At 73.4% G+C, this 25,440-nt stretch carries 24 protein-coding genes and 4 pseudogenes; 13 read left to right on the top strand and 15 right to left on the bottom strand.

From position 1 onward, the window contains the following. Window positions 1–169: 169 nt before the first annotated feature. Window positions 170–1,426, top strand: a complete 1,257-nt coding sequence (locus KIS93_RS42240; RefSeq protein WP_155126955.1) for a YncE family protein — start codon at window positions 170–172, stop codon at window positions 1,424–1,426. Between the two features lie 62 nt (window positions 1,427–1,488). On the opposite strand, the gene KIS93_RS63795 is transcribed toward KIS93_RS42240, so the two are convergent. Then, on the bottom strand, window positions 1,489–2,043 hold the full coding sequence (locus tag KIS93_RS63795) for an MFS transporter (RefSeq protein WP_222107840.1): 555 nt from the start codon (window positions 2,041–2,043) through the stop codon (window positions 1,489–1,491). Then, window positions 2,040–2,942, bottom strand: a complete 903-nt coding sequence (locus KIS93_RS63790; RefSeq protein ID WP_222107839.1) for an MFS transporter — start codon at window positions 2,940–2,942, stop codon at window positions 2,040–2,042. The genes KIS93_RS63795 and KIS93_RS63790 overlap by 4 nt, the downstream gene beginning before the upstream one ends. Window positions 2,943–3,034: 92 nt before the next feature. On the opposite strand from KIS93_RS63790, the gene KIS93_RS42230 reads away from it, so the two are divergent. After that, window positions 3,035–3,601 carry a TetR/AcrR family transcriptional regulator gene (locus KIS93_RS42230; RefSeq protein ID WP_080038288.1) on the top strand — a complete coding sequence of 189 codons (567 nt, stop codon included), beginning with the start codon at window positions 3,035–3,037 and terminating at the stop codon, window positions 3,599–3,601. Here KIS93_RS42230 and KIS93_RS42225 read toward each other — a convergent pair. Further along, window positions 3,595–3,945 (bottom strand): hypothetical protein, encoded by a 351-nt coding sequence (locus KIS93_RS42225; RefSeq protein ID WP_155126952.1) that lies wholly within the window; start codon window positions 3,943–3,945, stop codon window positions 3,595–3,597. The genes KIS93_RS42230 and KIS93_RS42225 overlap by 7 nt on opposite strands. Window positions 3,946–4,058: 113 nt before the next feature. On the opposite strand from KIS93_RS42225, the gene KIS93_RS42220 reads away from it, so the two are divergent. Continuing rightward, the gene (locus KIS93_RS42220) at window positions 4,059–4,484 is read left to right on the top strand and encodes a cupin domain-containing protein (RefSeq protein WP_155126950.1); all 426 of its coding nucleotides are present in this window, start codon (window positions 4,059–4,061) and stop codon (window positions 4,482–4,484) included. 7 nt (window positions 4,485–4,491) lie between these two features. Here the strand turns inward: KIS93_RS42220 and KIS93_RS42215 are convergent, their stop codons facing one another. Beyond that, a complete protein-coding gene (locus KIS93_RS42215; RefSeq protein ID WP_246005440.1) occupies window positions 4,492–4,944 on the bottom strand; it encodes an MmyB family transcriptional regulator in 453 nt (150 codons plus the stop codon). Between the two features lie 42 nt (window positions 4,945–4,986). Then, window positions 4,987–5,037 (bottom strand): annotated as a pseudogene (locus KIS93_RS68440) (hypothetical protein); the annotation flags it as partial. A 241-nt stretch (window positions 5,038–5,278) separates the two neighbouring features. On the opposite strand from KIS93_RS68440, the pseudogene ilvD reads away from it, so the two are divergent. Continuing rightward, a pseudogene (gene ilvD / locus KIS93_RS42210) lies at window positions 5,279–7,082 on the top strand (dihydroxy-acid dehydratase). Between the two features lie 79 nt (window positions 7,083–7,161). On the opposite strand, the gene KIS93_RS42205 reads toward ilvD, so the two are convergent. Beyond that, a complete protein-coding gene (locus tag KIS93_RS42205; RefSeq protein WP_080038284.1) occupies window positions 7,162–7,584 on the bottom strand; it encodes a YjdF family protein in 423 nt (140 codons plus the stop codon). Window positions 7,585–7,720: 136 nt separating this feature from the next. After that, window positions 7,721–8,911 (bottom strand): cytochrome P450, encoded by a 1,191-nt coding sequence (locus KIS93_RS42200; protein ID WP_080038283.1) that lies wholly within the window; start codon window positions 8,909–8,911, stop codon window positions 7,721–7,723. 139 nt (window positions 8,912–9,050) lie between these two features. Between KIS93_RS42200 and KIS93_RS42195 the strand changes: the two genes are divergently transcribed. After that, window positions 9,051–9,884 carry a GNAT family N-acetyltransferase gene (locus KIS93_RS42195; RefSeq protein WP_080038282.1) on the top strand — a complete coding sequence of 278 codons (834 nt, stop codon included), beginning with the start codon at window positions 9,051–9,053 and terminating at the stop codon, window positions 9,882–9,884. A gap of 58 nt (window positions 9,885–9,942) precedes the next feature. Beyond that, entirely contained in the window at window positions 9,943–10,689 is a 747-nt protein-coding gene (locus KIS93_RS42190; RefSeq protein ID WP_080038281.1) for a hypothetical protein, read from the top strand. Between the two features lie 165 nt (window positions 10,690–10,854). Here the strand turns inward: KIS93_RS42190 and KIS93_RS42185 are convergent, their stop codons facing one another. After that, entirely contained in the window at window positions 10,855–11,316 is a 462-nt protein-coding gene (locus KIS93_RS42185) for a hypothetical protein (protein ID WP_080038280.1), read from the bottom strand. Between the two features lie 203 nt (window positions 11,317–11,519). Between KIS93_RS42185 and KIS93_RS42180 the strand changes: the two genes are divergently transcribed. The 3 genes from KIS93_RS42180 (at window position 11,520) to KIS93_RS42170 (ending at window position 13,642) form a co-directional block, all read left to right on the top strand. Beyond that, window positions 11,520–12,017, top strand: coding sequence for a pyridoxamine 5'-phosphate oxidase family protein (locus KIS93_RS42180; protein ID WP_080038279.1), 498 nt, complete (start codon window positions 11,520–11,522; stop codon window positions 12,015–12,017). Window positions 12,018–12,080: 63 nt separating this feature from the next. After that, a complete protein-coding gene (locus KIS93_RS42175; RefSeq protein ID WP_080038278.1) occupies window positions 12,081–12,488 on the top strand; it encodes a YciI family protein in 408 nt (135 codons plus the stop codon). Between the two features lie 8 nt (window positions 12,489–12,496). Further along, complete coding sequence (locus KIS93_RS42170; RefSeq protein ID WP_080038277.1) at window positions 12,497–13,642, top strand: RNA polymerase sigma factor; 1,146 nt, start codon at window positions 12,497–12,499, stop codon at window positions 13,640–13,642. 9 nt (window positions 13,643–13,651) lie between these two features. On the opposite strand, the gene KIS93_RS42165 is transcribed toward KIS93_RS42170, so the two are convergent. Beyond that, window positions 13,652–15,400 (bottom strand): cytochrome P450, encoded by a 1,749-nt coding sequence (locus KIS93_RS42165; RefSeq protein WP_186404746.1) that lies wholly within the window; start codon window positions 15,398–15,400, stop codon window positions 13,652–13,654. 175 nt (window positions 15,401–15,575) lie between these two features. Here KIS93_RS42165 and KIS93_RS42160 point away from each other — a divergent pair, with 175 nt between their 5' ends. Together KIS93_RS42160 and KIS93_RS42155 are read left to right on the top strand one after the other, a co-directional pair. Further along, window positions 15,576–17,465 carry a S9 family peptidase gene (locus KIS93_RS42160; RefSeq protein WP_080038276.1) on the top strand — a complete coding sequence of 630 codons (1,890 nt, stop codon included), beginning with the start codon at window positions 15,576–15,578 and terminating at the stop codon, window positions 17,463–17,465. A 36-nt stretch (window positions 17,466–17,501) separates the two neighbouring features. Next, complete coding sequence (locus KIS93_RS42155) at window positions 17,502–18,044, top strand: LOG family protein (RefSeq protein ID WP_080038275.1); 543 nt, start codon at window positions 17,502–17,504, stop codon at window positions 18,042–18,044. Here KIS93_RS42155 and KIS93_RS42150 read toward each other — a convergent pair. The 4 genes from KIS93_RS42150 to KIS93_RS42135 all read right to left on the bottom strand — a co-directional run bounded on the left by KIS93_RS42150 (window position 18,011) and on the right by KIS93_RS42135 (window position 21,846). Next, entirely contained in the window at window positions 18,011–18,961 is a 951-nt protein-coding gene (locus KIS93_RS42150; RefSeq protein ID WP_418115081.1) for an LLM class flavin-dependent oxidoreductase, read from the bottom strand. The genes KIS93_RS42155 and KIS93_RS42150 overlap by 34 nt on opposite strands. 74 nt (window positions 18,962–19,035) lie before the next feature. After that, window positions 19,036–19,500: a MarR family winged helix-turn-helix transcriptional regulator gene (locus tag KIS93_RS42145; RefSeq protein ID WP_230466119.1), complete on the bottom strand. Its 465-nt coding sequence runs from the start codon at window positions 19,498–19,500 to the stop codon at window positions 19,036–19,038. 31 nt (window positions 19,501–19,531) lie between these two features. Next, window positions 19,532–20,674: an erythromycin esterase family protein gene (locus KIS93_RS42140; RefSeq protein WP_080038274.1), complete on the bottom strand. Its 1,143-nt coding sequence runs from the start codon at window positions 20,672–20,674 to the stop codon at window positions 19,532–19,534. A gap of 92 nt (window positions 20,675–20,766) precedes the next feature. After that, window positions 20,767–21,846: a DUF5937 family protein gene (locus tag KIS93_RS42135; RefSeq protein WP_080038273.1), complete on the bottom strand. Its 1,080-nt coding sequence runs from the start codon at window positions 21,844–21,846 to the stop codon at window positions 20,767–20,769. A 174-nt stretch (window positions 21,847–22,020) separates the two neighbouring features. Here KIS93_RS42135 and KIS93_RS42130 point away from each other — a divergent pair, with 174 nt between their 5' ends. After that, on the top strand, window positions 22,021–23,340 hold the full coding sequence (locus KIS93_RS42130) for an MFS transporter (protein WP_222107838.1): 1,320 nt from the start codon (window positions 22,021–22,023) through the stop codon (window positions 23,338–23,340). Window positions 23,341–23,349: 9 nt separating this feature from the next. Beyond that, window positions 23,350–24,764, top strand: a pseudogene (locus tag KIS93_RS42125) (MmgE/PrpD family protein). A gap of 6 nt (window positions 24,765–24,770) precedes the next feature. Here the strand turns inward: KIS93_RS42125 and KIS93_RS63785 are convergent. Together KIS93_RS63785 and KIS93_RS66170 are read right to left on the bottom strand one after the other, a co-directional pair. Beyond that, on the bottom strand, window positions 24,771–25,160 hold the full coding sequence (locus KIS93_RS63785) for a TetR/AcrR family transcriptional regulator C-terminal domain-containing protein (protein WP_222107837.1): 390 nt from the start codon (window positions 25,158–25,160) through the stop codon (window positions 24,771–24,773). Between the two features lie 77 nt (window positions 25,161–25,237). Then, window positions 25,238–25,384 (bottom strand): annotated as a pseudogene (locus KIS93_RS66170) (TetR family transcriptional regulator); the annotation flags it as partial. Between the last annotated feature and the right edge of the window lie 56 nt (window positions 25,385–25,440).

The following is a 25,440-nucleotide window of genomic DNA, read 5'->3' as shown; positions in this document are numbered from 1 at the left end:
CTACCATCCAGTCACCAAGTCTGAATATCCCGATATTCAGACCTTCGGCCGGCCCTGCGAGATCACCGCGTTCTCGTCCGCGCGTGACGGCTTCCCGAGGCTGTCGCGCCACCCCGGGGCGCGCCGCGCGCGCCCCCCTCTTTCTTCCGGCTCCCTCTGGAGAAGGACCATGCACGCTCTGGCTCGTGCCCGCCGATCCGCCTCCCGCCTGCGCGACGTCCTCATCGCGGCCACCCTGACGGCCGCCTGCTGCACCGCTCCCGCGAGCGCCACGACCGCCCTGCGCGAGGTGCTGTTCGTGGGCAACAACTGGGACGGCACCGCCGACGTGATCGGCTCCACCGGCGACTTCGCGAAGATCGCCCGCATCAACGTCATCCCCGACAAGGCCCAGCGCCTGACCGAGATCTACCTCAACCCCATCAAGCTCATCTACTTCCTGGGCATCCGCCAAGGGCCGGGCGAGGGCCACGACCAGTTCGTGGACGACATGTACTCCACGCCGGACGGCACCGCCGTGGTCGTCTCGCGGCCCAGCTTCGCCGACGTGGTCGCGATCGACCTGGCCACCGGCGCGATCCGGTGGCGCTTCCCCGTCTCCGGCTACCGCGCCGACCACATGGCCGTCTCCCCCGACGGCACCAAGGTGGCGGTCTCGGCGTCCACCTCCAACACCGTGCACGTCCTGGACATCCGCACCGGCAGGCAGCTCGGCTCGTTCCGGGCGGGTGACAAGCCGCACGAGAACGTGTTCACCGCCGGCGGCTCGCTGCTGTGGAACATGTCGATCGGCGAGGTCGACAACGCCTTCGACGACCCGTCCCAGGACTGGCTGAAGGGCGACCGGCACATCACCGTCGCCGACGCCGCCACGTACCGGGTCGTGAAGACCATCGACATGCGCGGCCGGCTCGACGCGTTCGGCCGCAGGGACCTGTCGGACGCGGTGCGCCCCGCCGTCTTCACGCCCGACGAGTCGTCGCTGTACTTCCAGGTCTCCTTCTTCAACGGCGTCGTCCAGTACGACGTCGCCGCCGACCGCATCACCCGCGTCAAGACGCTGCCCAAGAACCCCGCCACCAGCGAGGACCGCACCACCTGGGTCAACGACTCCCGCCACCACGGCCTGTCGATGAAGCCCACCGGCGACAAGCTGTGCGTCGCCGGCACCATGGACGACTACGCGACCGTCCTGGACGTGGCGACGTTGCAGGAGGGCCCGCTGGTGCCGGCGGCCAAGCCGTACTGGGCCACGGTGAGCGGTGACGGCCGCGCGTGCGTGATCTCCGAGAGCGGCGCCGACCAGGTCACCGCCATCGACTTCGCGACCGGCCGCAAGCTGCTCTCGGTCCCGGTCGGCGACCACCCGCAGCGCGTCCGCCTCGGCCACGTGCCGAACGGCTGGACCGGCCCCTCCTCCGGCTGATCAGAACAGTGGCGCGGACGCGGTCGGCGGACATCTCAGCGAGCGGCGCCCTGAACGCGGTCTCAGCGGGCGGCGGCCGAGGGGTGGCGCGCGCGCAGCATCCCCCAGCTGACGAGCGCCGCCGCCATGCCGGTGAGCAGGAGGCCGGCGATCGTGACGGCGTCCTGGAACTGCGCGCTCTGCTGCGCGCTCCAGGCGGGGGCGGCGAGGTCGCCGGTGAAGACGGCGGCGAGCACGGTGCCGCCGATGGCGATGCCGGCGCCGGAGGTGACCTCGGTGGCGGTGTCGGTGAGGGCCGCGCCGATCGAGGTACGGTCGTCCGGCAGGCCGCGCAGCACGTTGACGGCGGCGACCACGCCGACCACGCGCATCCCGGCGGCGACGAGCACGAGGGCGGCGGCCACGCCGGCGTACCCGAGCCTGCCGAGCAGCGCGTAGACGGCCAGCCCGGACACGACGGCCACGGCCCCGAGCCAGGCGGCCCTGGCGCCGCCGGCGCGCTCCACGAACGGGCCGATGAACGGGCCGGCCGCGATCAGGACGACGACCTGCGGGAGCATGCCGAGCGCGGCGAGGCCGGGCGGCCACCCCCAGGCGAGCTGCAGGTGCAGCGTCACCAGGTAGCCGAGGCCGGCGGTGGCGAGCCCGGCGGCGGCCTTGTAGGCCAGGCCACTGGCGACGAGCGGGCGCGCGACGAGCGCGAGGTCGAGGAGCGGGTGGCGGGCCGCGCGCTCGCGCAGGACGAACAGGACCGCTCCGGCGGCGGCGAGCGCGGCGAGCGTCCACGGCCGCCACCCGGCGGCGCCTTCGTGCACGAAGACCGTGGGGGTGACGAGGGCCAGGACGATCGTCGCCGTGCCCAGCACCGCGCCGAGGACGTCCACGGGTCGCGGTGGAGGCCGGCCGGGTCGTCGGGGGCGATGCCCGCCCGTACGCCGGCGATGGCCAGCACCGCGATCGGCACGTTCACCAGCAGCAGGACCTGCCACGGGGCGACGGCGAGCACGAAGCCGCCCGCCGCCGGGGCGATCGCGAGGCCGGCCAGGCCCGCGGTCGTGATGACGGTGGTCGCGCGGATGCGCAGGCGGTCGTCGCGAAACAGCCGGAAGGCCAGCGCCATCGATCCCGGCGTCGTCATCGCCGCCGCGACGCCGGTGAGCGCGCGCACGGCGATCAGCTGCTCGGCGGTGGTGACGAACGCGGTCGCCAGGCTCGCGGCGGCGAGCAGCGCCAGCCCGGCGAGCATGACGCGGCGCCGGCCGAACCGGTCGGCCGCCGCGCCGAAGGCCAGCATCAGCCCGCCGAACATGACGGCGTACGCGCCCGTCACCCACTGCAGCGCGACCGCCGAGGCGTGCAGCTCGCGGCCGATGGTGGGCAGCGCGACGTTGAGGATCGAGTTGTCGAGCATCTCGAACAGGAACACCGCCGACAGCCCGGCCAGGGCCACCCACGCCTCGCGCAACGTCCGGGGCGGCCGGACCCGCGCGGCTCCTGTGTCAGGGGGAGTGCTCACGAACGGCCTCCTAAGATAAACGGCTCTATCTTACGGCCGCCACCCTAGGGCGCTAAGATAAGATAGGCAAATCTATCCAAAGGAGGTGGCGGATGCCCGAGCGGCGCCGTGGCGCGGCACTGGAAAAGGCGCTCCTCGACGCGGCCTGGGACGAGCTCACGGCCACCGGCTACGCCGGATTCACCATGGACGCCGTCGTCCAGCGGGCCGGCACCAGCCCGCCCGTGCTCTACCGCCGCTGGCCCGACCGCGACGCGCTCGTCCGCGCCACCGTCGCCCACGTGCTGGAGCAGGCCAGGATCGACGTTCCCGACACCGGCAGCCTGCGCGAGGACGTCCTCACCCTCATGCGGGAGATCAACAGCACCCGCGTCCGCCTCATCACCCTCATGAACGTGCACCTGGCCGGCTACTACCAGGAGACCGGCACCCGCCCGGGCGAGCTGCTATCGCCGGGGGGCGACGACGGCGGCGACGTGATCTTCCAGCGGGCGGCCGAGCGCGGCGAGATCCGGCCGGAGCGTCTCACCGAACGCATCAAGGCGCTCCCCTTCGACCTGCTGCGCCACGAGATCCTGGTGACGTTCGCCCCCGTGCCCGACGACGTCCTGGAGGAGATCGTCGACACGGTCTTCCTCCCGCTCGTGCGCGGTCAGTAGCTGTCGCTCCAGCGGTACCAGGGGCCCTGGAGGTGCTCGAACGACGACGCGACCGACGGGCCGGAGTCGTCGACCGGCGCGCGGCCGGGGCTCCAGACGTAGCCGTGGGGATCCACGCCGGGGCCGGCCTCGCCCACCTGGAAGTGCACCCGGTCGCCCGCCCGGTAGATCGCCTGGAACTCGGCCTCCCCGACCCGCCGCGGACCGGTCAAGGGGGCATCGCCGGGTCCGAGGGACCGCGCCACCTGCTCCATGCCGGTCAGGGAGCGCAGGACACGCTCGTGCTCGCCGTACCCGCAGGAGGTCAGGACGGCCAGGGCGACGAAGGCGATCAGGATCCGCACGCCCGCATTGTCCTCGATCACCCCTTGAAAGCGCATGCGGTTGTCACGGGATCGACGGCCCGCCCGGTCTTAGTCGGCGGAAACCGACCGACGATCGACGAAGGCGACACATCATGCGCAAGCTTCCCCTCATCGCGGCCGCCGCCACCGTGGCCCTCGCGTTGTTCCCCGCTGCGGCGAGCGCCACGCCCGCCACCGGCGTCAGCGCCACCGTCCTCTACCAGCGCACGGTGGGCGACCAGGACTACATCCTGCGCGAGATCACCATCGAGCCCGGCGGCAGCACCGGCTGGCACTACCACGACGGCACCCTGTACGGCGTGGTCCGCCAGGGCACCCTCAGCCACTTCGACGCCACCTGCGCCTCCGACGGCGTCTACCGCAAGGGGCAGGCGATCGTCGAGCCGAGCGGCGCCGACCAGGTGCACATCGGGCAGAACCGCGGCGACCGGCCCGTCATCCTGGAGGTGCTGTACGTGCTGCCGCACGGCGCGCCGTTCTCGGTGGACGCGCCGAACCCCGGATGCGACTTCGAGTAACGGCCGGTCACGGGCCGGCCGGGGTGTAGATCACCACGTGCAGGTCGGGCTGGTCGGCGAGGGCCAGGCGGTGGTGCTCGTAGCGCAGGACGCCCGCCGCCGGATGGCGGAAGAGCCGCTCCCGCGAGGCGAACCCCTCGATGTGGTGGTCCTGCCAGGCGGCGTGGAAGACCTCGCTGGTGGCGAGGAGCCGCTGGACGATCGGCGAGCGGGCCAGGTCGCCGAGGCGTGGCCCGGCCTCGGCGCGGAACTCGGCGAGGAAGCGGCGGCTGGTGGTCTCCCAGTCGGGCAGCAGGTCACGGACGTACGGGTCGGTGAACACCAGCCACAGCAGGTTGCGCTCGCCGGGGTCCACCGTGGCCACGTTCGGGTACAGGGCGGCGTAGGCGGCGTTCCAGCCGGTGATCGTCCAGTCGGGGGCGATGGCGTAGGCGGGGAAGCCGGCCAGCGCGTCGAGCACCTGGCGGGAGGGCTGGATGTCGCGGCCCTGCTCCAGCCACGTGTACCAGGTGGCGCTGACGCCGGACAGGGTGGCGACCTCCTCGCGCCGCAGGCCGCCCTGCGGCGCGGGCCCGCCGGCGGCAGCCCGACCGCGGTGGGGTCGAGCCGCGCGCGCCTGGCGCGCAGGAAGCTGCCGAGTTCCCGGTGCCGGTCGGCCACGCTGCTCACCCGGGCAAGGATAGTGCTGGTAGTGGCACTACCAGCACTACGGGCGTCTTCGCCGCCCGCCCGCCGGCCGCCAGCATGGCCGCATGCCACAACTGAGATCACGTACGGTCACCCACGGGCGGAACATGGCCGGCGCCCGCGCCCTGATGCGCGCCTCCGGCGTCCGGCGGCCGACATCGGCGTCAAACCGGTCGTCGCGGTGGCCAACAGCTTCACCGAGTTCGTGCCGGGGCACACGCATCTGCAGCCGGTGGGCCGCATCGTGGGCGAGGCGGTGAACGCGGCGGGCGGGATCGCGCGCGAGTTCAACACGATCGCCATCGACGACGGCATCGCCATGGGGCACGACGGCATGTTGTACTCGCTGCCGTCGCGGGAGCTGATCGCCGACTCCATCGAGTACATGGTGCGGGCCCACTGCGCCGACGCCCTGGTGTGCGTCTCCAACTGCGACAAGATCACGCCGGGGATGCTGATGGGCGCGCTGCGGCTGAACATTCCCACCGTCTTCGTCTCAGGCGGGCCCATGGAGGGCGGCCGCGCGGTGCTGGCCGACGGCACGGTCCGCACCGGGCTCAATCTGATCACCGCCATGTCCGAGGCCGCCAACCCGGCCGTCGCCGACGACGACCTGGCCCGCATCGAGGAGGCGGCCTGCCCCACGTGCGGGTCGTGCTCGGGCATGTTCACCGCCAACTCCATGAACTGCCTGCTGGAGGCGCTCGGCCTGGCCCTGCCCGGCAACGGCACCACCCTGGCCACCCACACCGCCCGCCGCGCCCTGTACGAGCGGGCCGGGCGTACCGTGATGGAGCTGGCCGCGCGCCATTACGGCGAGGACGACGACGGCGTGCTGCCCCGCGCGATCGCCTCCCGCGCCGCCTTCGACAACGCCATGGCGCTGGACCTGGCCATGGGCGGCTCCACCAACACGGTGCTGCACCTGCTGGCCGCCGCCCGCGAGGCCGGCCTCGCCTACACGCTGGCCGACATCGAGGCCCGCTCCGGCGAGGTGCCGTGCCTGTGCAAGGTCGCGCCCAACGGGACGTACCTGATGGAGGACGTGCACCGCGCCGGCGGCATCCCGCCGTCCTGGGCGAGCTGCGCCGCGCCGGGCTGCTGCACGAGGACGTGCGCGCCGTGCACGCCGACTCGCTCGGCGCGTGGCTGGACGCCTGGGATGTCCGCGGCGCGGCCCCCTCCCCCGAGGCGGTCGAGCTGTTCCACGCCGCGCCCGGCGGCGCCCGCTCGCCGGCCGCGTTCTCCCAGTCGGCCCGCTGGCAGTCCCTCGACCTGGACGCGGCGGCCGGCTGCGTGCGCGACGCGGCGCACGCCTACTCCCCCGACGCGGGCCTGGCGGTCCTGCGCGGCAACCTCGCCCCCGACGGCGCCGTGGTGAAGTCCGCCGGCGTCCCGGACGGCCTGCGCGTCTTCACCGGCCGCGCGGTGGTCGCCGAGTCGCAGGAGGAGGCCGTCGAGGCGGTCCTGTCCGGCCGCCTGTCGCCCGGCGACGTGCTCGTCATCCGGTACGAGGGGCCGCGCGGCGGGCCCGGCATGCAGGAGATGCTGTACCCGACCGCGTACATGAAGGGCCGGGGCCTGGACAAGGTGTGCGCGGTGGTCACCGACGGCCGCTTCTCCGGCGGCAGCTCCGGCCTGTCGGTCGGGCACGTCTCGCCGGAGGCGGCGGCCGGCGGCCCCCTGGCCCTCGTCGAGGACGGCGACGCCATCACCGTCGACGTGCCCGGTCGCCTCGTCCACCTGGGCGTCCCGGAGGACGAGCTCGCCGCCCGCCGCCGGCGGCTGGAGCAGCACACCGGCTACCGGCCCCGGCACCGCGACCGCCCGGTGTCCACGGCACTGCGCGCCTACGCGGCCCTGGCCCGCTCGGCCGCCGAAGGCGCCGTCCGCGAGATCGCCGGCCCCTGACGCGCCCAAGGACGGCCCGGGTCATACCGGCCCGTGACATACCGGCCCGTGACATGCCGGCCGCTGACTCTGAGGGATCTCAGCGGTCGCGGCGGCGTTCGATGCGTTTGCGGCGGGCGACCTCGCGCTTGTGCTCGGCCTGCTCCCGCCGCCGGGCCCGCCGGTCGGCCCTGGCCTGCGACTTGTGCTGCTCCAGCTCCAGCCGCAGCGCCTCCTGGGCGGCGGTGCCGCGGGCCGGCAGGCGGGCCGCCGCCCTGGCGGCGAGCTTGGCCGCGCGTTTGGGGTTGGCCCGGCCGGTCGCCCGCTCCCCGGCGGGGACGGGCGGCGCCGACGCGGAGCGCTCCAGCAGCGCCACCCCGTGGCGGAGCAGGTAGTCGTACAGTTCGGGGCCGGTCGGCTCGGGGCCGAGGACGAAGCGGACGGCCCGCACCCGGTCGTCCTCGGCGCGTTCCAGCACGCCGACCCAGAACCCGCCGTCGAAGAAGATGGAGAGCGTGATCACGACTGCCCTTTCCCGTGTATGCCGGACAGGCGGCCTCGGCGAGGTCGCCTTACGGCACACCGGACATCCCAGGAAAGGGCGGATACGTGGAGCTTCGCCCGGGCTACCGACCGGGCCGCGTTTTCGTGTGCTGCCCTCAGTCTAGCCAGGTGACGGGCAGGCTCTTGACCCCGTGGATGTCGGCGGTCTCCGGCCGCAGCCCGACCTCCTCGGCCGGTACGGCCAGCCGCAGCGTGGGGAAGCGCTCGAACAGCGCCGTGAACGCGACCCGCATCTCGACCCGGGCGAGCTGCTGGCCCAGGCACTGGTGGATGCCGTGGCCGAAGGCGAGGTGCCCGCCCTCCTGCCGGCCCAGGTCGAGGGCGTGCGGGTTCGTGAAGCGGTCGGGGTCGCGGTTGGCGGTGTGGTACGACAGCACGACCGCCGTCCCGGCCTTGATCGTGTGGCCGCCGAGCTCGACGTCCTCCAGTGCCGTCCGCTGGAAGGTCTTGGCGACGCTCAGGTAGCGCAACAGCTCCTCCACGGCCCGCTCCGGCTCGGCGCGCAGGGCGGCGAGCTGGTCCGGGTTCTGGAGCAGGGCGAAGGTGCCGAGGGCCAGCATGTTCGTGGTGGTGTCGAGGCCGGCGGCCAGCAGGATGAGGGCCATCCCGCGCAGCTCCTCGTCGGTCAGGTCGCTGTCGGTCAGCTCGCTGAGCACGTCGTCGGTCGGGTGGGCGCGCTTGGCCGCCACCAGCTCGGCGAGGTACTGCTGCACGGCGGTGTAGGCGGCGATCAGCTCCTCCTCGCCGGTCTCACCGTTCATGAACTTGTCGACGTTCTCCTGGAAGCGGTCGCGGTCCTCGTACGGGACGCCGAGCAGCTCGCAGATCATCACGGCGGGGATGGGCTTGGCGAAGGCGGTCACCAGGTCGGCCGTGGGGCCGGCCTGCTCCATGGCGTCCAGGTGCTCGGCGGTGACCTGCTCGACCCGCTCGGTCAGCAGCCGCATCCGCCGCACGGTGAACCGGCCGACGAGGGGTTTGCGGTAGCGGGCGTGCTGGGGGTCGTCCATCAGCAGGAACTCGCCGGGCGGCGCGGGCGGCACCTCGATGTCGCCGAAGTCGACCAGCGGGTGGTGCTTCATCAGCTCCTTGCGGGAGCTGAACCGCGGGTCCGCCAGCACGGAGCGCACCAGGTCGTAGCCGGTGACCACCCAGCCCTGGTGGCCGTCGGGGAAGGTGAAGCGGCTGATCGGGCTCTGCGCGCGGGCCTCCACCAGCTCCTTGGGCGGGTCGAACGGGCAGCCGGGCCGGCGCTCGGTGGGCATCGCGGCGAGCGTGTGCTCCATGGTCGTTCCTCTCGTCAGCGGCCTTTCAGAGCTCCACGGTCGCCGACCCCGCTGACACGGGACCGTCACCGGCCTGACATGACGGCCCCGCCAGAAAAGGCTTTGAGCCGGGCCCGCGCCGCTGGCTAGCCTGCCGTTCATGATCTCCCTGGCGCGGCGCCGCCTGACCTCCGCCGAGACCGGCCCGGCGCTGCGCGCGCTGTGCGCGTGGACTCCGGCCGACGCCCCGGGCGGCGGCCTGCACCCGGGGGACGTGGGGTGGCTGCTCCGCTTCGACGACGCCGCCGTCTTCCTCTGGACCGACGGCGGGGCGCCGGTGGCGGCCGGCTTCCTCGACGGCCCCGTGCTGCGCGTCACCACCGCGCCGGACCTCGGCCCCGCCACCCTCGACGCGCTCGCCACCGACGCCCGCGACCTGCTGGAGCCGGGCAACGATCGCTGCGACGGCCTGCCCATCCCCGGGTGGGAGCCCGACCCGGAGGAGTCCTGGCTCGTCCTGTCGTGGTCGCGGCGGCCGGTGTCGAGCCGCGCCGAGCCCGTCGACGCGGCCGGCGCCGCCGACCGGGTGCTCGTGCAGCGCTCGGCCTTCCCGGGATCCACGTTCACGGTCGAACGCTGGCACGCGATGCGCCGCTCACCGGCGGCCGGGCTGGCCGTGGAGGTGCTGGTACGCACGCCGGAGGGCGAGCCGGCCGCCGCCGTGACCGGCTGGCTCGCGGGGCCGGGCAGGTGCGGGCTGCTCGAACCGGTCGGCACCCATCCCGACCATCGCGGGCACGGCCACGGGCGCGAGGCGGTGCTGGGCGCGTGCGCGGCCCTCACCGAGCGGGGCGCGAGCGCGGTCGCCGTCGTGACGCCGTCGGCGAACGAGGCCGCGGTGGCGCTGTACCGGTCGGCCGGGTTCACCGTCGTACGCGAGACCCGCGACTGGGCACGCCCGCAGCCACACTGGGCACGCCCGCAACCACACTGAACCCGCGAGACGTCCGGTCGTGTCCCGATCGTGATCCACCTCCGGCAAGATCACCGCCGTGCAGAAGACCACGATCACGGCCCTGGTGGCCTGCGGCTGCCTGCTGGTGGCCGCCGCGCCCGCGCAGGCCGCTCCCAAGGATCCCGTACGCGCGCTCAAGGCCCAGCTCACCCCCGGCCACGGCGTCCGCTTCACCGAGACGACCACGCTGTCGGGCGGCGGCAAGGCCAAGCTGCAGAGCCGCAAGGGCACCTTCCAGCTCGACGCCAAGGGCGTGGCGGCCTCCGACATCACCACCACCTCGCCGGGCCGGCCCGGCGAGCGCACGATCAGCGTCGGCAAGGTCAGCTACACCTCGGGCGGCATGTGGGAGGACCGCCTGCCGCCCGGCAAGTCCTGGTTCAAGACCAACGGCCTGCTCGGCGGCAGCAGCGGCTTCCACGGCCAGGTCATCAACCCCGCCGAGCCGAAGACCCTGGCCGCGCTGGTCAAGAAGGGCAGGCTGCGCGGCGGCACGCTCACCGGGACGATCACGTTCAAGGAGCTCGAGAAGGTGTCGCGCTGGTTCGGGGCGTCGATCCCGCTGCGCATGGACAACGCCACGAAGGTCTCCTACACGCTGACGCTGACCTCGGCCGGGCTCGTGAGCCGGGTGAAGTCGTCGTACGCGGCCACGGGCGTGCTGGCCAGCAGCGAGCTGAAGGGAAAGACGCTGACGATCGACAGCCGCTTCACCGGGTGGGGCGCCAAGGTGTCGATCAAGGCGCCGGATCCCGACACGGTGACCACCGACATGGGCGGCTGACCGTCGCGGGCGGTCACCTGCTGTGGCGGATCGCGGCCCGTACGGCGGTGTAGATGACGAGCCAGAGGATCGCCACGGGGATGACGAAGACGAAGACGAACTCGACCCAACCGATGTTGAACATGACCTCACCGTAGGAGGCCACGGTTGGAAGGCGCTTGACGATCACTTACCCAGGGCCGGGATGTCGATCCGGCTCTGGTCTCCGGGATCCACCAGGCAGGGGAGCACGACGTTCCCGGCGCGCAGGCGCTCCCCTGTGGGCGAGGTGAGCCGGGCGGTGCGCTCGATCTCGTACGCGCTGCCCGCGCGCGGGGTCACGCGCAGGCGCAGCAGCCAGAAGTAGCGCCCGTTGAGCTTGTTGGAGGTCTGCTCGGCCCCCAGGACCGCCGCCTGGCACGGCACCGCCGCCGCCCGCTCCTCCGGGGTGAAGGTGCGCAGCCCGGCGGCCTCCAGGCTGCCGAACGCCAGGGCGCCCATGCCGAGCATTCCCGCGGCGAGCAGGACGATGGGGGCGCTGACGTACGCGCCGACGCGGGTGTGCGGCTTGCGCCTCAGCACGAGGAACAGCACGACGGCCACGATCAGCGCGATCACGGCGAATGTCCCGAAGACGACCGATGCCATCCTGCTCTTCCTCACGTTCCGTCTGGTCAGGGGCGGGTCCCGGTAGTCGATCAGGGGCCGCTTGCAGGGCGGCTGCAGCCCGCATGATCACCGGTCTCCGGCGGGTCAGGAAAAAAGTTCGCGCGGATGTCGAGAACCCGTCACCGGCTCCGTCCCAGGGGCGGGAGCGCCCCGACGGGCGACGACGAGAACGGGAGACAGACATGAAGCAGCACGAGATCGCCGAGGTTCTGAGCCGCCCCTACAGCCAGGAGCTGCTGGCCCGCGACGTGACCCGGCTGGCCTACGTGGCCAAGGACGGCACCCCGCGCAACGTGCCGATCGCGTTCACCTGGAACGGCTCGCAGATCGTGATGTGCACCACCAAGAACGCGCCGAAGCTGGCGGCCCTGCGCGCGAACCCGGCGGTCGCCCTGACGATCGACACCGAGGTGCACCCGCCCAAGATCCTGCTCATCCGCGGCGTGGTCGAGCTGGACGTCGTCGACGGCATCCCGCAGGAGTACCTGCAGATGAACGGCAGCTACCAGATGACGCCCGAGCAGCGGGTCGAGTGGGAGGCGGAGGTGCGCTCCCTCTACGACGGCATGGTCCGGATCGTCGTCACGCCCACGTGGGCGAAGCTGATCGACTTCGAGACGACGCTGCCGAGCGCGGTGGAGGAGCTGATGCGCAAGCGCGAGGAGAGCCGCAGCGCCTGAAACATCCCTCCATCATCAGCAACACGGCCACAATGGGGCCGTATCACACTAAGGAGAACGACGGTGGCCAAGTATCTGCTGCTCAAGCACTACCGGGGCGCGCCCGCGGCGGTCAACGACGTACCGATGGACCAGTGGACGCCGGAGGAGCTGTCGGCGCACCTGCGGTACATGCGGGAGTTCGCCGCCCGGCTGGAGAGCACCGGCGAGTTCGTCGACAGCCAGGCGCTGTCGCCGGAGGGCACGTTCGTCCGCTCCGACGGGGAGGGGCGGCCGCCGGTGACCGACGGCCCGTTCGCGGAGACGAAGGACCTGATCGCCGGCTGGATGGTGATCGACGTGGACAGCTACGAGCGGGCGCTGGAGCTGGCGGCCGAGCTGTCGGCGGCTCCCGGCGCGGGCGGCAAGCCGATCCACGAGTGGCTGGAGGTGCGCCCGATCATGACCGAGCACCTGCCTGCGACGGATTGAGTGACGCGGTGAACGAGGCGCTGCTGCGGGAGCTGGTGCCCGCGGTGATCGGTGCTCTCGTCCGTCGCGGAGCCAGCTTCGTGGCGGCCGAGGACGCCGTGCAGGAGGCCCTGGTCGAGGCCGTGCGCGTCTGGCCGGGCGACGCGCCGCGCGACCCGAAGGGCTGGCTGGTCACGGTGGCGTGGCGCAAGTTCCTGGACGCCGCCCGCGCCGAGACCTCCCGCCAGGAGCGCGAGATCCGGGTGGAGACCGAGCCGGCGCCGGGCCCGTCGGAGGCGGTGGACGACACGCTGCAGCTGTACTTCCTGTGCGCGCACCCGTCCCTGACCCCCGCCTCGGCGGTCGCACTGACGCTGCGCGCCGTCGGCGGGCTGACGACGCGCCAGATCGCGCAGGCGTACCTGGTGCCGGAGGCGACGATGGCGCAGCGCATCAGCCGCGCCAAGCGGACCGTCTCCTCCGTCCGCTTCGACCAGCCCGGCGACCTGGCCACGGTGCTGCGCGTGCTCTACCTCGTCTTCAACGAGGGCTACTCCGGCGACGTGGACCTGGCCGCGGAGGCCATCAGGCTGACCCGCCAGCTCGCGGCCAGGACCAAGGACGAGGAGGTGGCGGGCCTGCTCGCGCTCATGCTGCTGCACCACGCCCGCCGCGCGGCGCGGACCGGCCCGGACGGCAGGCTGGTGCCGCTCGCCGAGCAGGACCGCGGCCTGTGGGACACCCGGATGATCGCCGAAGGGGTGGACGTGCTGCAGGCGGCGCTCGCCCGCGACCGGCTGGGCGAGTTCCAGGCGCAGGCGGCGATCGCCGCGCTGCACGCCGACGCTCGGTGCGCCGCGGAGACGGACTGGGTGCAGATCGTCGAGTGGTACGACGAGCTCGTCCGGATCACCGGCAGCCCCGTGGCCCGCCTCAACCGGGCGGTCGCGGTCGGCGAGGCCGACGGGGCGCGGGCCGGGCTGGCCGCGCTGGCCGAGCTCGATCCCGCGCTGCCCAGGTACACCGCCGTGGCGGCGTACCTGCACGAGCGGGACGGCGACCTGGCGACCGCGGCCCGCCTGTACGCCGAGGCCGCCCGGTCGGCGCCCAGCCTGCCCGAACGCGAGCACCTGACCCGCCAGGCCGCCCGGCTCAACACCCGGTTGCGCGGGTGAGCCGCCCGGTCAGGCGGCCCCGGCCGTCCCCACCCGCCTGACCCCGCCGCCGGGCGCGGTGCGCACTCCCGATCGGCCCCCGCCGCCCGAGCACCGCCCGGCGCCTGCCCGCGCCTCGCGCGCCTGGCCTCGCGCTGCCCAGGCACAGCGGTCTGGCCGTCTGGGCGTCGCTCGCCCTCGCCGACCTGTGGGGTGCGCGCCCGCTCGGTCTCTCGCCGTTCGTGTGCCGCCTGCCTGAGCGCCACCTGGTCTCGCGTCGCCCGAGCACGGGCCACCCGGCCTTCCCTGCCCGAGTACGGCGGCCTGCCCATCGGAGCACTGTCTGGTCGGCTGGCGGCGGCCCTGTCGGGCCGGGCGGCCGGTGGGGGTGGTCAGCGGGGGCGGCGCAGGCCGCGCAGGAACGTCCACAAGGGGGACCTGGACGGGCGGTCGGCGGGCTCGGTGGGCGGAGGGGCCTCCGGGGTGGGTGGGGCGGGGGTGGGGCGGTCGTGGGGGTGCGGGCGCGAGTTCGTACTGGATCGGGAGGGAGCGCAGCGCGCGCATGAACGGGGACGGCCGCCACGGCAGCTGGTCGGCCGGGAGGGCGAGCTTGACCTTGGACATCCGCTTGAACAGGCGGTGCACGGCGATGGCGGTGATGCGGGTGGCGAGGAGCCGGCCGAGGCAGTTGTGCGGGCCGGCGCCCCAGGCGAGGTGGGCGCGGGTGGTGCGGATGGCGTTCCAGTCGATGGCGCCGGCGAAGCGCGGGTCCTGGTGGGCGGCGGCGACGGAGAGCATGACGGGGTCGCCGGCGGCGATGGTGCGCCCGCCCAGCTTCACCTCGGTCAGCGCGTAGCGGAAGGTGAGGTTGGCCATGGGCGGGTTGAGCAGCGCGACCCGGTTGATGGTCTCGTCGATGGCGCCGGTGGACAGGCTTTCGCGCACGTCGGGGTTGGTGGCGACCTCGACGACGACGTTGCAGACGAGGCTGGCGGTGAAGTCGAGCAGGCCGGGCAGCATGAGCAGCTCGCGGGCCAGCTCGTCGAGGGTGATGTCCGGTTTGGCGGCGATCAGGTACGACGGCAGGTCGTCGCCGGGGTGCTCGCGTTTGGCGGCGCCGAGCTCGGTCATGGCGGCGTGGAGCCGTTCGAGCGCGGTGGCCTCGTCGGCCCCGGCGTCGATGAGGCGCCAGATGTCCATGACGACGTCCTCGCCGCGGCCGGCGGTGAAGCCGAGCATGCGGTCGGCGACCATGAGCGGCAGCGGCCGGGCGTACTGGGCGGCCAGGTCGGCCTGCCCGGTGGTGCCGCCTTCGGCGAGCACGGCGATGAGGTCGTCGGCGTGGCGGGCGACGGCCTGTTCGAGCTGCTGGGCCTGGGGGTGGCCGTGGTCCTGGAAGGGGGCGAGGGCGCTGGTCCAGGCGTTGCGGAGCTGCTGTTGCGCGGCGCCTTCCTGGAAGGTGGAGTTGTTGACCTGGAAGACGGGCAGGAGGGGCCAGTCGGCGGGGATGCGGCCTTCGGCGTGGGCTTTCCACCGATCGGGGTGTTTGCTCCAGACGCCTCCGGCGTTCTGCAGGACGCGCAGCACCTCCTCGTACCCCATGACGAACCAGACCGGCACGCCGAGCAGGTCGACGGGCGCGACGGCGCCGTAGGTGTCGCGCAGTCTCGCGTGCACTTGGGCGGGGTTGGCGTCGTAGTCCCTGGTCAGCAGCGGCTCGGCGGGGGCCGGGGCCGTCGGCTCGGGGGGCTGGTGGGGCTGCGGGCCTTGGGGGGTCACGTGCTGCACTGCCTCTCTGCTCGCGGTACCGCCGTCGATCTAGCCGTGGATCTTACGGTGGTTTCACGCAGAAGGTGTGCGGCATCACGAATTGTGACCATCGGCCGGGGTGTGCGGGGTTTTGTGAGGGGCGGGTCGCTGTGGCCGCCGGGGCGCGGCGGTTAGGGTCGAGCGCATGAAACCAGCGGACATTTCCCTCTTGCATGCTCTCGGCGCGCCGACGATCTCGCCCGACGGGAAACACGCGATCGTCGCCGTCACCCGGCCCGACCTCGAAGCCGACGACTACCGCGGCGGCCTGTGGCTGGTCCCGACGGACGGCTCCGCCGGGCCGCGCCGGCTGACGCGTGGCCCGCGCGACACGGAGCCGGTCTACTCCCCCGACGGCGCCTGGCTGGCGTTCGTACGTGCCGGTGACGGCGCCAAGCCGCAGCTCTACGTGCTGCCCACCGGCGGCGGCGAGCCGTGGAAGGTGACCGACCAGCCGCTCGGCGCGGGCGAGCCGGTGTGGAGCCCCGACTCGCGGCGGCTGGCGTTCGTGGCGCGCGTGCCCGAGGAGGGCCGTTACGGCGAGGGCGAGCCGGACAAGGAGCCGCCGCGCCGCATCACAGGCTTCCAGTTCCGGCGCGACAACCTGGGCTTCTTCATCGACCGGCGGGCGCACGTGTTCGTCGTCGACCCGTTCGCGGACGAGCCCTCGCCCGTCCAGGTGACCGAGGGCGACTACGACCACGGCGAGGTGGCGTGGAGCCCGGACGGCGAGCTGCTGGCGTTCGTGGCGGCCCGCCACGACGAGCGCGACACCACGGTCACCAGCGACGTGTGGGTGTGCGCTCCCGACGGCTCCGGGCTGCGCCGGGTGACGGGCAGCGACCTGTCGGTGTCCGGGCCGCGCTTCACCCCTGACGGCGCGGCGCTGTGCTTCTTCGGCTACACCGCCGGGCCCGAGGGCCGCCGGGTGGTGTGCCGCAACGCCGGGCTGTGGACGGTGCCGGTGGCGGGGGGCGCGGCCCGGCGGCTGACCGACGAGGAGCGCTTCCACCTGCCGGAGGACCCGTACGCGCCCATCGATGCGGGTGTGCTCGTGACCGCCGAGAACCGGGGTGCGAAGGACCTGCTGCTGGTCCCGTACGAGGGCGGCGAGCCGGCCGTCCTGATCAGCGGCCCGCGCGAGGTCAACGCCGTGGCCCACGCCGCCGGCGTCACCGTCGCGGCCGTCGCCGACTCCCGCACGCCGGGCGAGCTCGTCGCGCTGCGCGACGGCAAGGAGATTACGCTGACCTCCTTCGGCCGCGACCTCGGCGTGCTGCCGCTGGAGGAGATCACCGGCACGGCCCCCGACGGCTACCCGGTGCACGGCTGGATCGTCCGCCCCGAGGGCGAGGGGCCGCACCCGGTGCTCCTCATGATCCACGGCGGCCCGTTCACGCAGTACGGCTGGCACGTCTTCGACGAGGCCCAGGTCTACGCCTCGGCCGGGTACGCGGTCGTCATGGGCAACCCGCGCGGCTCCTCCGGCTACGGGCAGGCGCACGGCCGGCACATCATCGGCGACGTCGGCCGGCTGTCGGCCGCCGACCTGCTCGCGCTGCTGGACGCCGCGCTGGCCACCGGCGGCCTGGACGCCTCCCGTACCGGTGTGCTGGGCGGCTCGCACGGCGGCTTCATGACCACGTGGCTGGCGGCCCACCACGGGGAGCGGTTCAAGGCGGCGATCAGCGAGCGGGCGCTCAACGCGATCGACAGCTTCACCGGCAGCAGCGACATCGGCTGGTTCTTCACGCGTGACCTGTACGGCGAGGACACGGCGCGCTGGGCCGAGCAGAGCCCGCTCACGCACGCCGACAAGATCGATATCCCGTTCCTGATCATCCATTCCGAGCACGACTGGCGGTGCCCGGTGGAGCAGGCGCAGCGGTTGTTCGTCAAGCTGCGGATGCGCGGGGTGGAGACGGAGATGCTGCTGTTCCCGGGAGAGGGGCACGAGCTGTCCCGCTCGGGCCTGCCGAGCCATCGGGTGGCCCGCTTCGAGGCCATCCTCGACTGGTGGGGCCGGCACCTGTGACCAGGTGACGCGTCGCGGCCCCTTACGGTGGTCTCCATGAACATCTGCGTCTTCCTGTCCGCCGCCGACCTGCCCGAGACCTACACCCGCCCCGCCCGCGAGTTCGCCGAGCTGATCGGCAGGGGCGGGCACACCCTGGTGTGGGGCGGCTCCAACGTGGGGCTGATGAAGGTGATGGCCGACGGGGTGCACGAGGCGGGCGGGCGGCTCATGGGCGTCTCGGTGGACTTCCTGGCCCACAAGGTGCGCCCGGGCGTGGACGACATGGTCGTCGCGGCCGACCTCGGCGAGCGCAAGAAGCTGCTGCTGGAGAAGGCCGACGCGGTGGTGATCATGGTGGGTGGCACGGGCACGCTGGACGAGGCGACGGAGATCCTGGAGCTGAAGAAGCACGGCCGTACGGACAAGCCCGTCGTGCTGCTCAACACGGCGGGCTTCTACGACGGACTCAAGGAGCAGTTCCGCCGGATGGAGGACGAGGGTTTCCTGCCTCGTCCTCTCACCGACCTGGTCTTCTTCGCCGAGGAGCCCGTGGGGGCGATGGCCTACCTGGAGGAGTCGTCCGGCGTGACGGGCTGAGCCTCCTTGGCGACCGCCTCGCGTACGGCGGGGGCGACCTCCTGGCCCCAGCGGGCCAGGGTGGTCGCGTCGACGGAGCCGTGGCTGGGAGAGAAGAGCGTGAAGCCGGACGCGCCGTGCTCCAGCACGGCCGAGGTCAGCTCCTCCACCCACTGCCCGACGGAGCCGCCGAGCCAGCGGCCCTCCGCGTCGCGGGTGGCGGGCAGCGGCCGGTCGGTGATGCGGCCGGGCAGATTGAAGATCGTGCGGACCTCGGCCGGGTCGCGGCCGGCGGCGGCCGCCGCCTCGTCGATGACGGGGCGGGAGGAGCGGTAGCGCTCGCTGAGCCAGTCGGCCGCGTGGCCGGGGATCCAGCCGTCGGCGACGCGGCCGGTGGCGGCCAGCGACTTGGGGCCGACCGAGCCGGTCCACACGGGCGGGGCCGCGACGGGCGCGGGCTCGATCTGGCGCACCTGGTAGTGGGCGCCCTCGAAGGTGACCGCGGGCCCGCCGCCGGACAGCAGCTTGACCAGCACGATCGCCTCCTCGAACGCGTCCACCGCGGCTCCGGGGCTCAGCCGGGGCACGCCCATGTCGGCGATGCGGTCCCACAGGCCGCCCGCGCCCATGCCGAGCACGATCCGGCCGCCGGACATCGCCGACAGCGAGGTCACCGTCCTGGCCAGCATGGCCGGCGGCCGGGTCGGCAGGTTGGTGACGTTGGCGAAGCCGGCCAGGTGCCGCGTGCGCCCGAGGACGAAGCCGAGCGCGGCGTAGGCGTCGAGGCGGGCGCCGATGTACGGGTGGTCGGACAGGGTGAACAGGTCCAGCCCGTCACGGTCGGCCTGCTCGGTCAGCCGCAGCAGCTCGGGGATGTCGTCGATGCCGGGATGCGTGCCGAAGCCGAAGACGACCCTGGATGCGGACAACGTGCTCATCATTCAAACCCCTCACAAAGTTCGTGCCACGAACTTTATTAGTTCGTGGCACGAACCGCAAGTGGGGATCGCCGTCACCGCAACCGATCCGGCTCCATGAAGACGGTCGGCACCTTGTTGTCTGCCACGATCCGGCCGAGCAGGGCGGCGAGCGTGTCGCGCTCCTCCGGCGCGAACCCGGCGGCCAGCTCATCGATGCGCCGGCAGGTCTCGTCGTAGAACTCCACGGCCAGCTTGGCGCCCATCTTGGTGAGCGCCACCCGCACCGCCCGGGAGTCGTCGGGATCGGGCTTGCGCTGGACCAGGCCGTTACGCTCGGTGCGGTCGACCAGACCGGTCAGGCTCGACTTGGCCAGGCCGAGCACCGCGCCCAGCTCGCTCATCCCGTACGGGCGCGGCATCAGCACGCACAACAACTGGCCCTGCTGCTGGGTGAGACCGTACTCGCGGGCGGAGGCCTCGTAGACGGCATTGACCAGGAACGTGGACCGCACCAGCGCGGCCACCACCCCTATCTGACTTTCGGCTTGCTCCTTCACCACTCGACAATAGCAAAATTCGCGACACGAACTAGGCACGCGCGAGCTGGACGAGATCCGGGTCGGCGATGAACAGGACGGCGTCCGCGCCGTCCAGGGTGGCGTGGTCGAGGGGGAAGTACCCGCTCTGCTGCGGGACGGGGTCGGTGCGGGTGCGGGCGCCGGAAGGGACCGGGGCCAGGCCCCACGTCGTGATGCGGGCGCCCAGCAGGCCCTCGAAGGTGTCCGGGGCCGGGTCGCCGACGCCGAGCGCCCCGGCCCGGCCGAGACCGCCGGCGACGAACGCGTACCGGTCGCCCAGCAGGGACGCGACGATGGCGCCCGCGCCGATCCAGTGCATGTCCAGATCCGCCACCCGCATGCCGCCCGGCGACTTGCGCAGGTGCGCGTTGTGCGAGTGCACCAGCATCGGCCCGCGCGGGGCCTCGATGGCGTGCAGGTCGAGGAGGTTCTGGGCCATCAGGGCGCCACGCACGGCCATCAGGCGGGTCACCCGCTCGTTGCGTTCGAGCGGCACGGCCGCCTGCCGATGGTAGCGGAGCAGGCCGAGGCCGGCGGTGAGGTGCGTCCTGGCCCTGATCCACTCCTCGCGCGAGGGCGCCTCCCGCTCGCGCGCCCGCAGCGCGACGAGCAGCTCCTCGGCGGCGGCACGCAGCCGCCCCGCCTCCGGGCTCGCGCCGGGCGAGCTCGCCGCGTCCATGATCGCTTCGGTACGTTCCCAGCGCTCGTCGTCGCCGGCCAGGCCCGCGATGTCGAGGTCGAGGCCCAGGTAGTCGCGGACGTGCTCCAGGTAGCGGCGCGGGCTGGGCGCGCTGAAGTTCTCCGTCGGCGCGTCGAACCCGTGCAGGCTCAGCCGCTCCTGCGGCGGCCGGGTCCGGTTGTACTCGCGCATCCAGGCGAGCAGCTCCCTGTTGCCCTCCATGGCTCCCCAGCCGTGCGAGAAGCCCTCGCTGAGCGCGGTGTCGAGGGTGCCGGTGCCGTTGCGGACGTAGTCGTCGGCGGCGAGGGCGGCGACGCGGTCGATCTCCAGGGCGATCGAGCGGAAGCCTTGCCCGGCCAGCCGGGCGAACAGCTCGTTGCGCAGCCGCTGGGTGGCGGGCACCTGGTGGGTCGGCTCGCCGAGGGCCAGCAGCTCACATGAGGGGGCGATGAAGTCGCGAATGTCCTGACTCATGTGGGTAAATCGTAACACTGCAACGTCGATTGAAGCTTTTCCGGCCTGTTCTCGGCTTTTCTGGTTTCAAGTCTCAAACGTCGTGGCACCGCTCAGCGCAGTACGGCCGTCAGCAGGTCGCCGCCCAGCGCCGTCAGAGCGGGCAGATCGAGGCGGTGGCGGACGTACCGGCCGTGCCGCTGCGCCGAGAGCAGGCCCGCGCGGCGCAGGACGGCGAGGTGGCGGGAGACCTCCGGGGGCGTGAGCTCCCAGGCGTGGGCCAGCTCGCCGGTGGTGTGCGGGCCACGGGCCAGGGTACGCAGCAGCCGCAGCCGTACCGGATGGGCCAGTGCCTCCAGCCGGAGCGTGACCGTCTCCATCGAGACCGGCGCCGGCGGGCTCGCCTCCGCCACCGGGTACTGCACCACCGGCTGCCAGCCGGGCGCGTGGATCACCACCAGGTGCGGGTGGCCGAAGACGGTGGGCAGGAACGTGACGCCCGTGTCAGCGGCGGTGATCGCCTTGTCCTGCAGCTTGTCCACCATGATGCCGTCGCCGTCCGGCGCCAGGGTGACCGCGCCGGAGACCGACGCCAGTGCCGCCGCGACGCCCTGGCGCTTCAGCAGGTCGTTCTTCAGGCGCAGGTCGGTGGCGAGCCGCACGGAGATGCCCGCCCAGGCGGCGTCGAAGAACGCCTCGGCGCACTGTTCGAGAGTGTGGCGCACCCGCGCCCGCACCGCGGCCGGATCCGCGAGCAGCCGTTCCACGAACGCCTCCTGGAGCGCGCCGCGGGCCTGCGCCAGGTCCAGGGCCCGCTCGCGCGCCGTCGCGTCCTCGAGCGGCGAGCCGAAGTGCAGCCGGTTGCTGCCGCACGTGGTGACGAGCGCGGCCCGCACATACGCCTCGTCGCCGATCCGGTCCACGTCGTCCAGCTCCTCGGCGAGCGTCGGCCGGGGACGGGCGGGCACCAGGAAGTCCGCCCGCGAGGACCGCCACAGGAACTCCGCCTCCCTCAGCCGCTCGGCCAGCTCCGGCCGCAACCCCGCCCACACGTCCCCCGCCCAGGCGGCGAACCGCGGGTGATGGCCCGGCTCGGCCAGCACGTGCAGCATCGCGGTCAGCTCGGCCAGCGGCGAGGCGGTGAACCGCAGCCGCCCGGACGGCAGCCCGCCGATGTCGATCCTCAACGTCATCCCCCCATCATCGCTGGCCGGACACCCGGCGGCTCCGCCGATTGACGATCTCCGTCAACCGTCGGGGCCGTACTGGCGGCCCGGCCCCATCGTGAACGCCATGGCAACGACCAAGATCCGGCCCCGCGCCCTCGTCCGCGCCTCCGGCGGCCCCGCTACGCCGTCGCCCTCGCCGTGGACGCGCTCGGCACCGGCCTGCTGCGGCCCTTCCTGCTGCTCTACGGGGTGACGGTGCTCCGGCTGTCCGCGCCGGTCACCGGGATCGCGATGACGGCCGGGGTCGTGCTGGGGCTGGCCTGCATGCCGGCGGTCGGGCGGTGGCTCGATCGGGGGGCGCGCAGCTCGGTCGTGGCGGCGTCGATGCTGGTACGGGTGGCGGGCGTGGCACTCCTCCTGGCCGCCCCGGCGGGACACGACCGGCTCACCTCGGCGGGGCACACCTCGCTCGCCTCGGCGGGGCCCGTCTGGCTGTTCGCGGCGGCGGCGCTCTTCCTCGGCATCGGCAACCAGGCGTGGCCGGCCGCCCATGCCGCCCTCGTCGCCACGGTCGCCCATGGCCGCGAACGCGATGCCGCCCTGGCCGCCGGCCGCGCCCTGCGCAACGGCGGCCTGGGCGCCGGCGCCCTCCTGGCCACCGCCTGCCTGACGGGCGGCCCTACAGCGCTGCGGGTGCTGGCCGTTGTCACCGGGCTGGCTTATCTCGTTGCGGCGGTCCTGGCCTGGTCGGTCCGCCTGCACGCACATCGGACCGCCCTTCCACCGGCCACTCCCCCTGTCCCCACCATTCCGCCCACCAGCGCACCTGCCGGCCGAGCGTCGGCCCCACCCGCCGACCCGTCCGCTCTTCCACCCGCTGCTCCGGACAGCGCCGGTGGGCCCGCACCGCGGATGCGCGCGCTGCTGGCCGCCAACGTCGTCTACGTGTTCTGCCTCAACGTCCCCGAAGTCGCGCTCCCCCTGGTCCTGGTGACCCAGTTGCACGCCTCCCCGGTGTGGCCGGCGGCCATCTTCGTGGCGAACACGGTGTTGGTGGTCACCCTCCAGGTCCCGGTCACCGTATTGATGTCGCGCTTCTCCCGGCGGGCGGTGCTGGCTCTGTCCGGCGTGGTCCTGGCCGCGTCCTACGTCGGCTTCCTCGGGGCCACCTCACTGGGGCACGGCTGGGGCGCCCCGGCCGTCACGGCGGTGTCGGTGATCTGCACCCTCGGCGAGATCATCTACGCCGGCAGCGCCACCGCGCTCGTCACCGCCCTCGCCCCGCCCCGCCTCCTGGGACGCGCCGTGGCCCGCTTCCAGCTCTCCACCGGCTTCGGCCTGGCCGTCTCCCCGGCGGTCATCACCGCCCTCGCCTCCCACGGCCCGGCCACCCTCTGGGGCGGCCTGTCCGCCGCGACGCTCCTGTCCGCCTCCGCCGTGGCCCTCGAGAAGGATCACGGAGGGCGGCTGCCCGGTACGGCCGTCTCCGCGCACGATGGGGACGGCGACGGCAGGTGAGGAGACGGGATGACGTACGTGCGGCGGCTGGCCGAGTTCGCGGTGGCGCGCGGGGACGGCCAGCTACCGGAGGCGGTGCGCCAGGACGTGCCGGGCCGGGTGCTGGACGTCCTCGGCAACTGCCTGGCCGCCTACTCCGACGCGACCAGCGACACCGCTGAGGCCGCGGCGGTGGTGTTGCGGGGCGTGCGGCGGTGGGGCGGGGCCGGGGAGGCGAGCGTGATCGGGAGCGGCGACCGGGTGCCCGCGCCGTCGGCGGCGCTGGTCAACGGCACTTTGGCGCACGCGCTCGACTTCGACGACACGCACCTTCCTTCGGTGCTGCACCCGAGCGCCTGCGTCGTGCCGGCGGCGCTGGCCGTGGCGCAGAGCGTGCGCGCGTCCGGCGCGGAGCTGGTGGCGGCGATCGCGGCCGGGATCGAGGTGTGCGCCCGGCTCGGCATGGCGTCCTACCTGCCGCAGGAGCGGAACTCGTTGTTCTTCGAGCAGGGCCGGCACGCCACCTCCATCTGCGGCACCCTGGGCGCCGCCGTGGCCGCGGGGCTGCTGCTCGGGCTGCGGGCCGAGGGGGTGGCGCACGCGGTGGGGGTGGCCGCCTCGATGGGCGCCGGGCTGCTGGAGGCCAACCGTACGGGCGGGACCGTCAAGCCGGTGCACTGCGGGTGGGCCGCGCACGCCGGGGTGTCGGCGGCGGTGCTGGCCGCCGAGGGGCTGACGGGGCCGCCGACGGTGCTGGAGGGCCGGTTCGGGTTCTTCCAGGCGTGGCTGGGCGGACGGTACGACGCCGACGCGCTGCTGGAGGGGCTGGGCGAGCGGTGGGAGCTGCTGCGGACCGTGTACAAGCCGTACCCGGCCAACCATTTCACCCACCCGCTCGTCGACTGCGCACTGGCGCTGCGGCGGGACGGGCTGGACCCGGCGCGGATCGTGGAGGTCGAGGCGGGGGTGGCGGGGCCGGTGCTGCGCACGATCGCCGAGCCGTGGCAGGACAAGGCCCGGCCGCGCTCGCCGTACCACGCGAAGTTCTCCGGCCCGTACACGCTGGCGGCGGCGCTGCTGGGCGGCGGCGGGCTGGGGCTGGCCCTGGACGACTTCGCCGCACTCGACCCGGCGCGGCTGGAGCTGGCCGGCCGGGTGCGGTGCGTCGCCGACGAGCGCGCCTCGCGGATCTTCCCCGTGCGTTCGCGGCGGTGGTGCGGGTGCGGCTGCGCGACGGCTCGACGCTGGAGCACCGGGTGGACTCCTCGCGCGGCGGGCCCGAGCATCCGCTGTCGGCGGCGGAGCTGGAGGCGAAGTTCCGCTCCAACGCGAGCCGGGCGCTGCCGCCCGGCCAGGTGGACGAGCTGGCCGAGGCGGTTCGGGAGCTGGGCTCGGGCGGCACCGCGGACGACGTCCTGACCAGGACCGCCCTCCGCCCGTCCTGACGCGCGTCAGGTGGGGCGGGTCGCGTTCAGGCCGGCGAGCAGCACGCCCAGCGCGTAGCGGAAGTTGTCGGTCACGGTGGCGCCGGCGGCGTGACGTTCGCGCAGGCCGCGCGCCATCAGCGGGAACGGGATGGTGGCGATCGCGGCGGCTTCGTCGTGTTCGCCGGGCCACGTCTGGTCCTCGACCGCGCGTCCGAGGATGAAGTGGACCAGGACGCCGGCCGCGCGGGTGGCGTCGCCGAGCGGGTAGCCCGCCCGGTGCAGCACCTCGACCGTACGCTCGGCGAACTCCCCGAGCGAGCGGGCGACCCGCAGGTCGGCGCCGAGCGCGATGCGGGGCCGTCGCGGTGGCCGAGCAGGGCGGCGTGCAGGGCGAGCCCGGCCTCCTCCAGCCACGTGAGCCAGAAGGTGTCGGGGGTCGGGAGCCGGGTGAGCACCGGTGCCACGATGGCGTCGGTCATGTGGTCGAGCAGGGCCCGCTTGCCGCTGAAGTGCCAGTACAGCGCGGGCGCCTTGACGCCGAGCTCCGTGGCCAGGCGCCGGACGGTGAGCTTGTCGAGACCGTCGGCCTCCACCAGGGCCAGGGCCGTCCGCACGGCCTCCCCGACGTCGATCGGCATCGATGTCCTCCTTGACGCCCTTAACTTGTTAAAGCCATAGTACCCCTTAACAAGTT

Source organism: [Actinomadura] parvosata subsp. kistnae (genome assembly GCF_900323885.1).
Taxonomy (GTDB): domain Bacteria; phylum Actinomycetota; class Actinomycetes; order Streptosporangiales; family Streptosporangiaceae; genus Nonomuraea; species Nonomuraea composti.
This window is presented reverse-complemented; position numbering and strand designations above follow the sequence as displayed.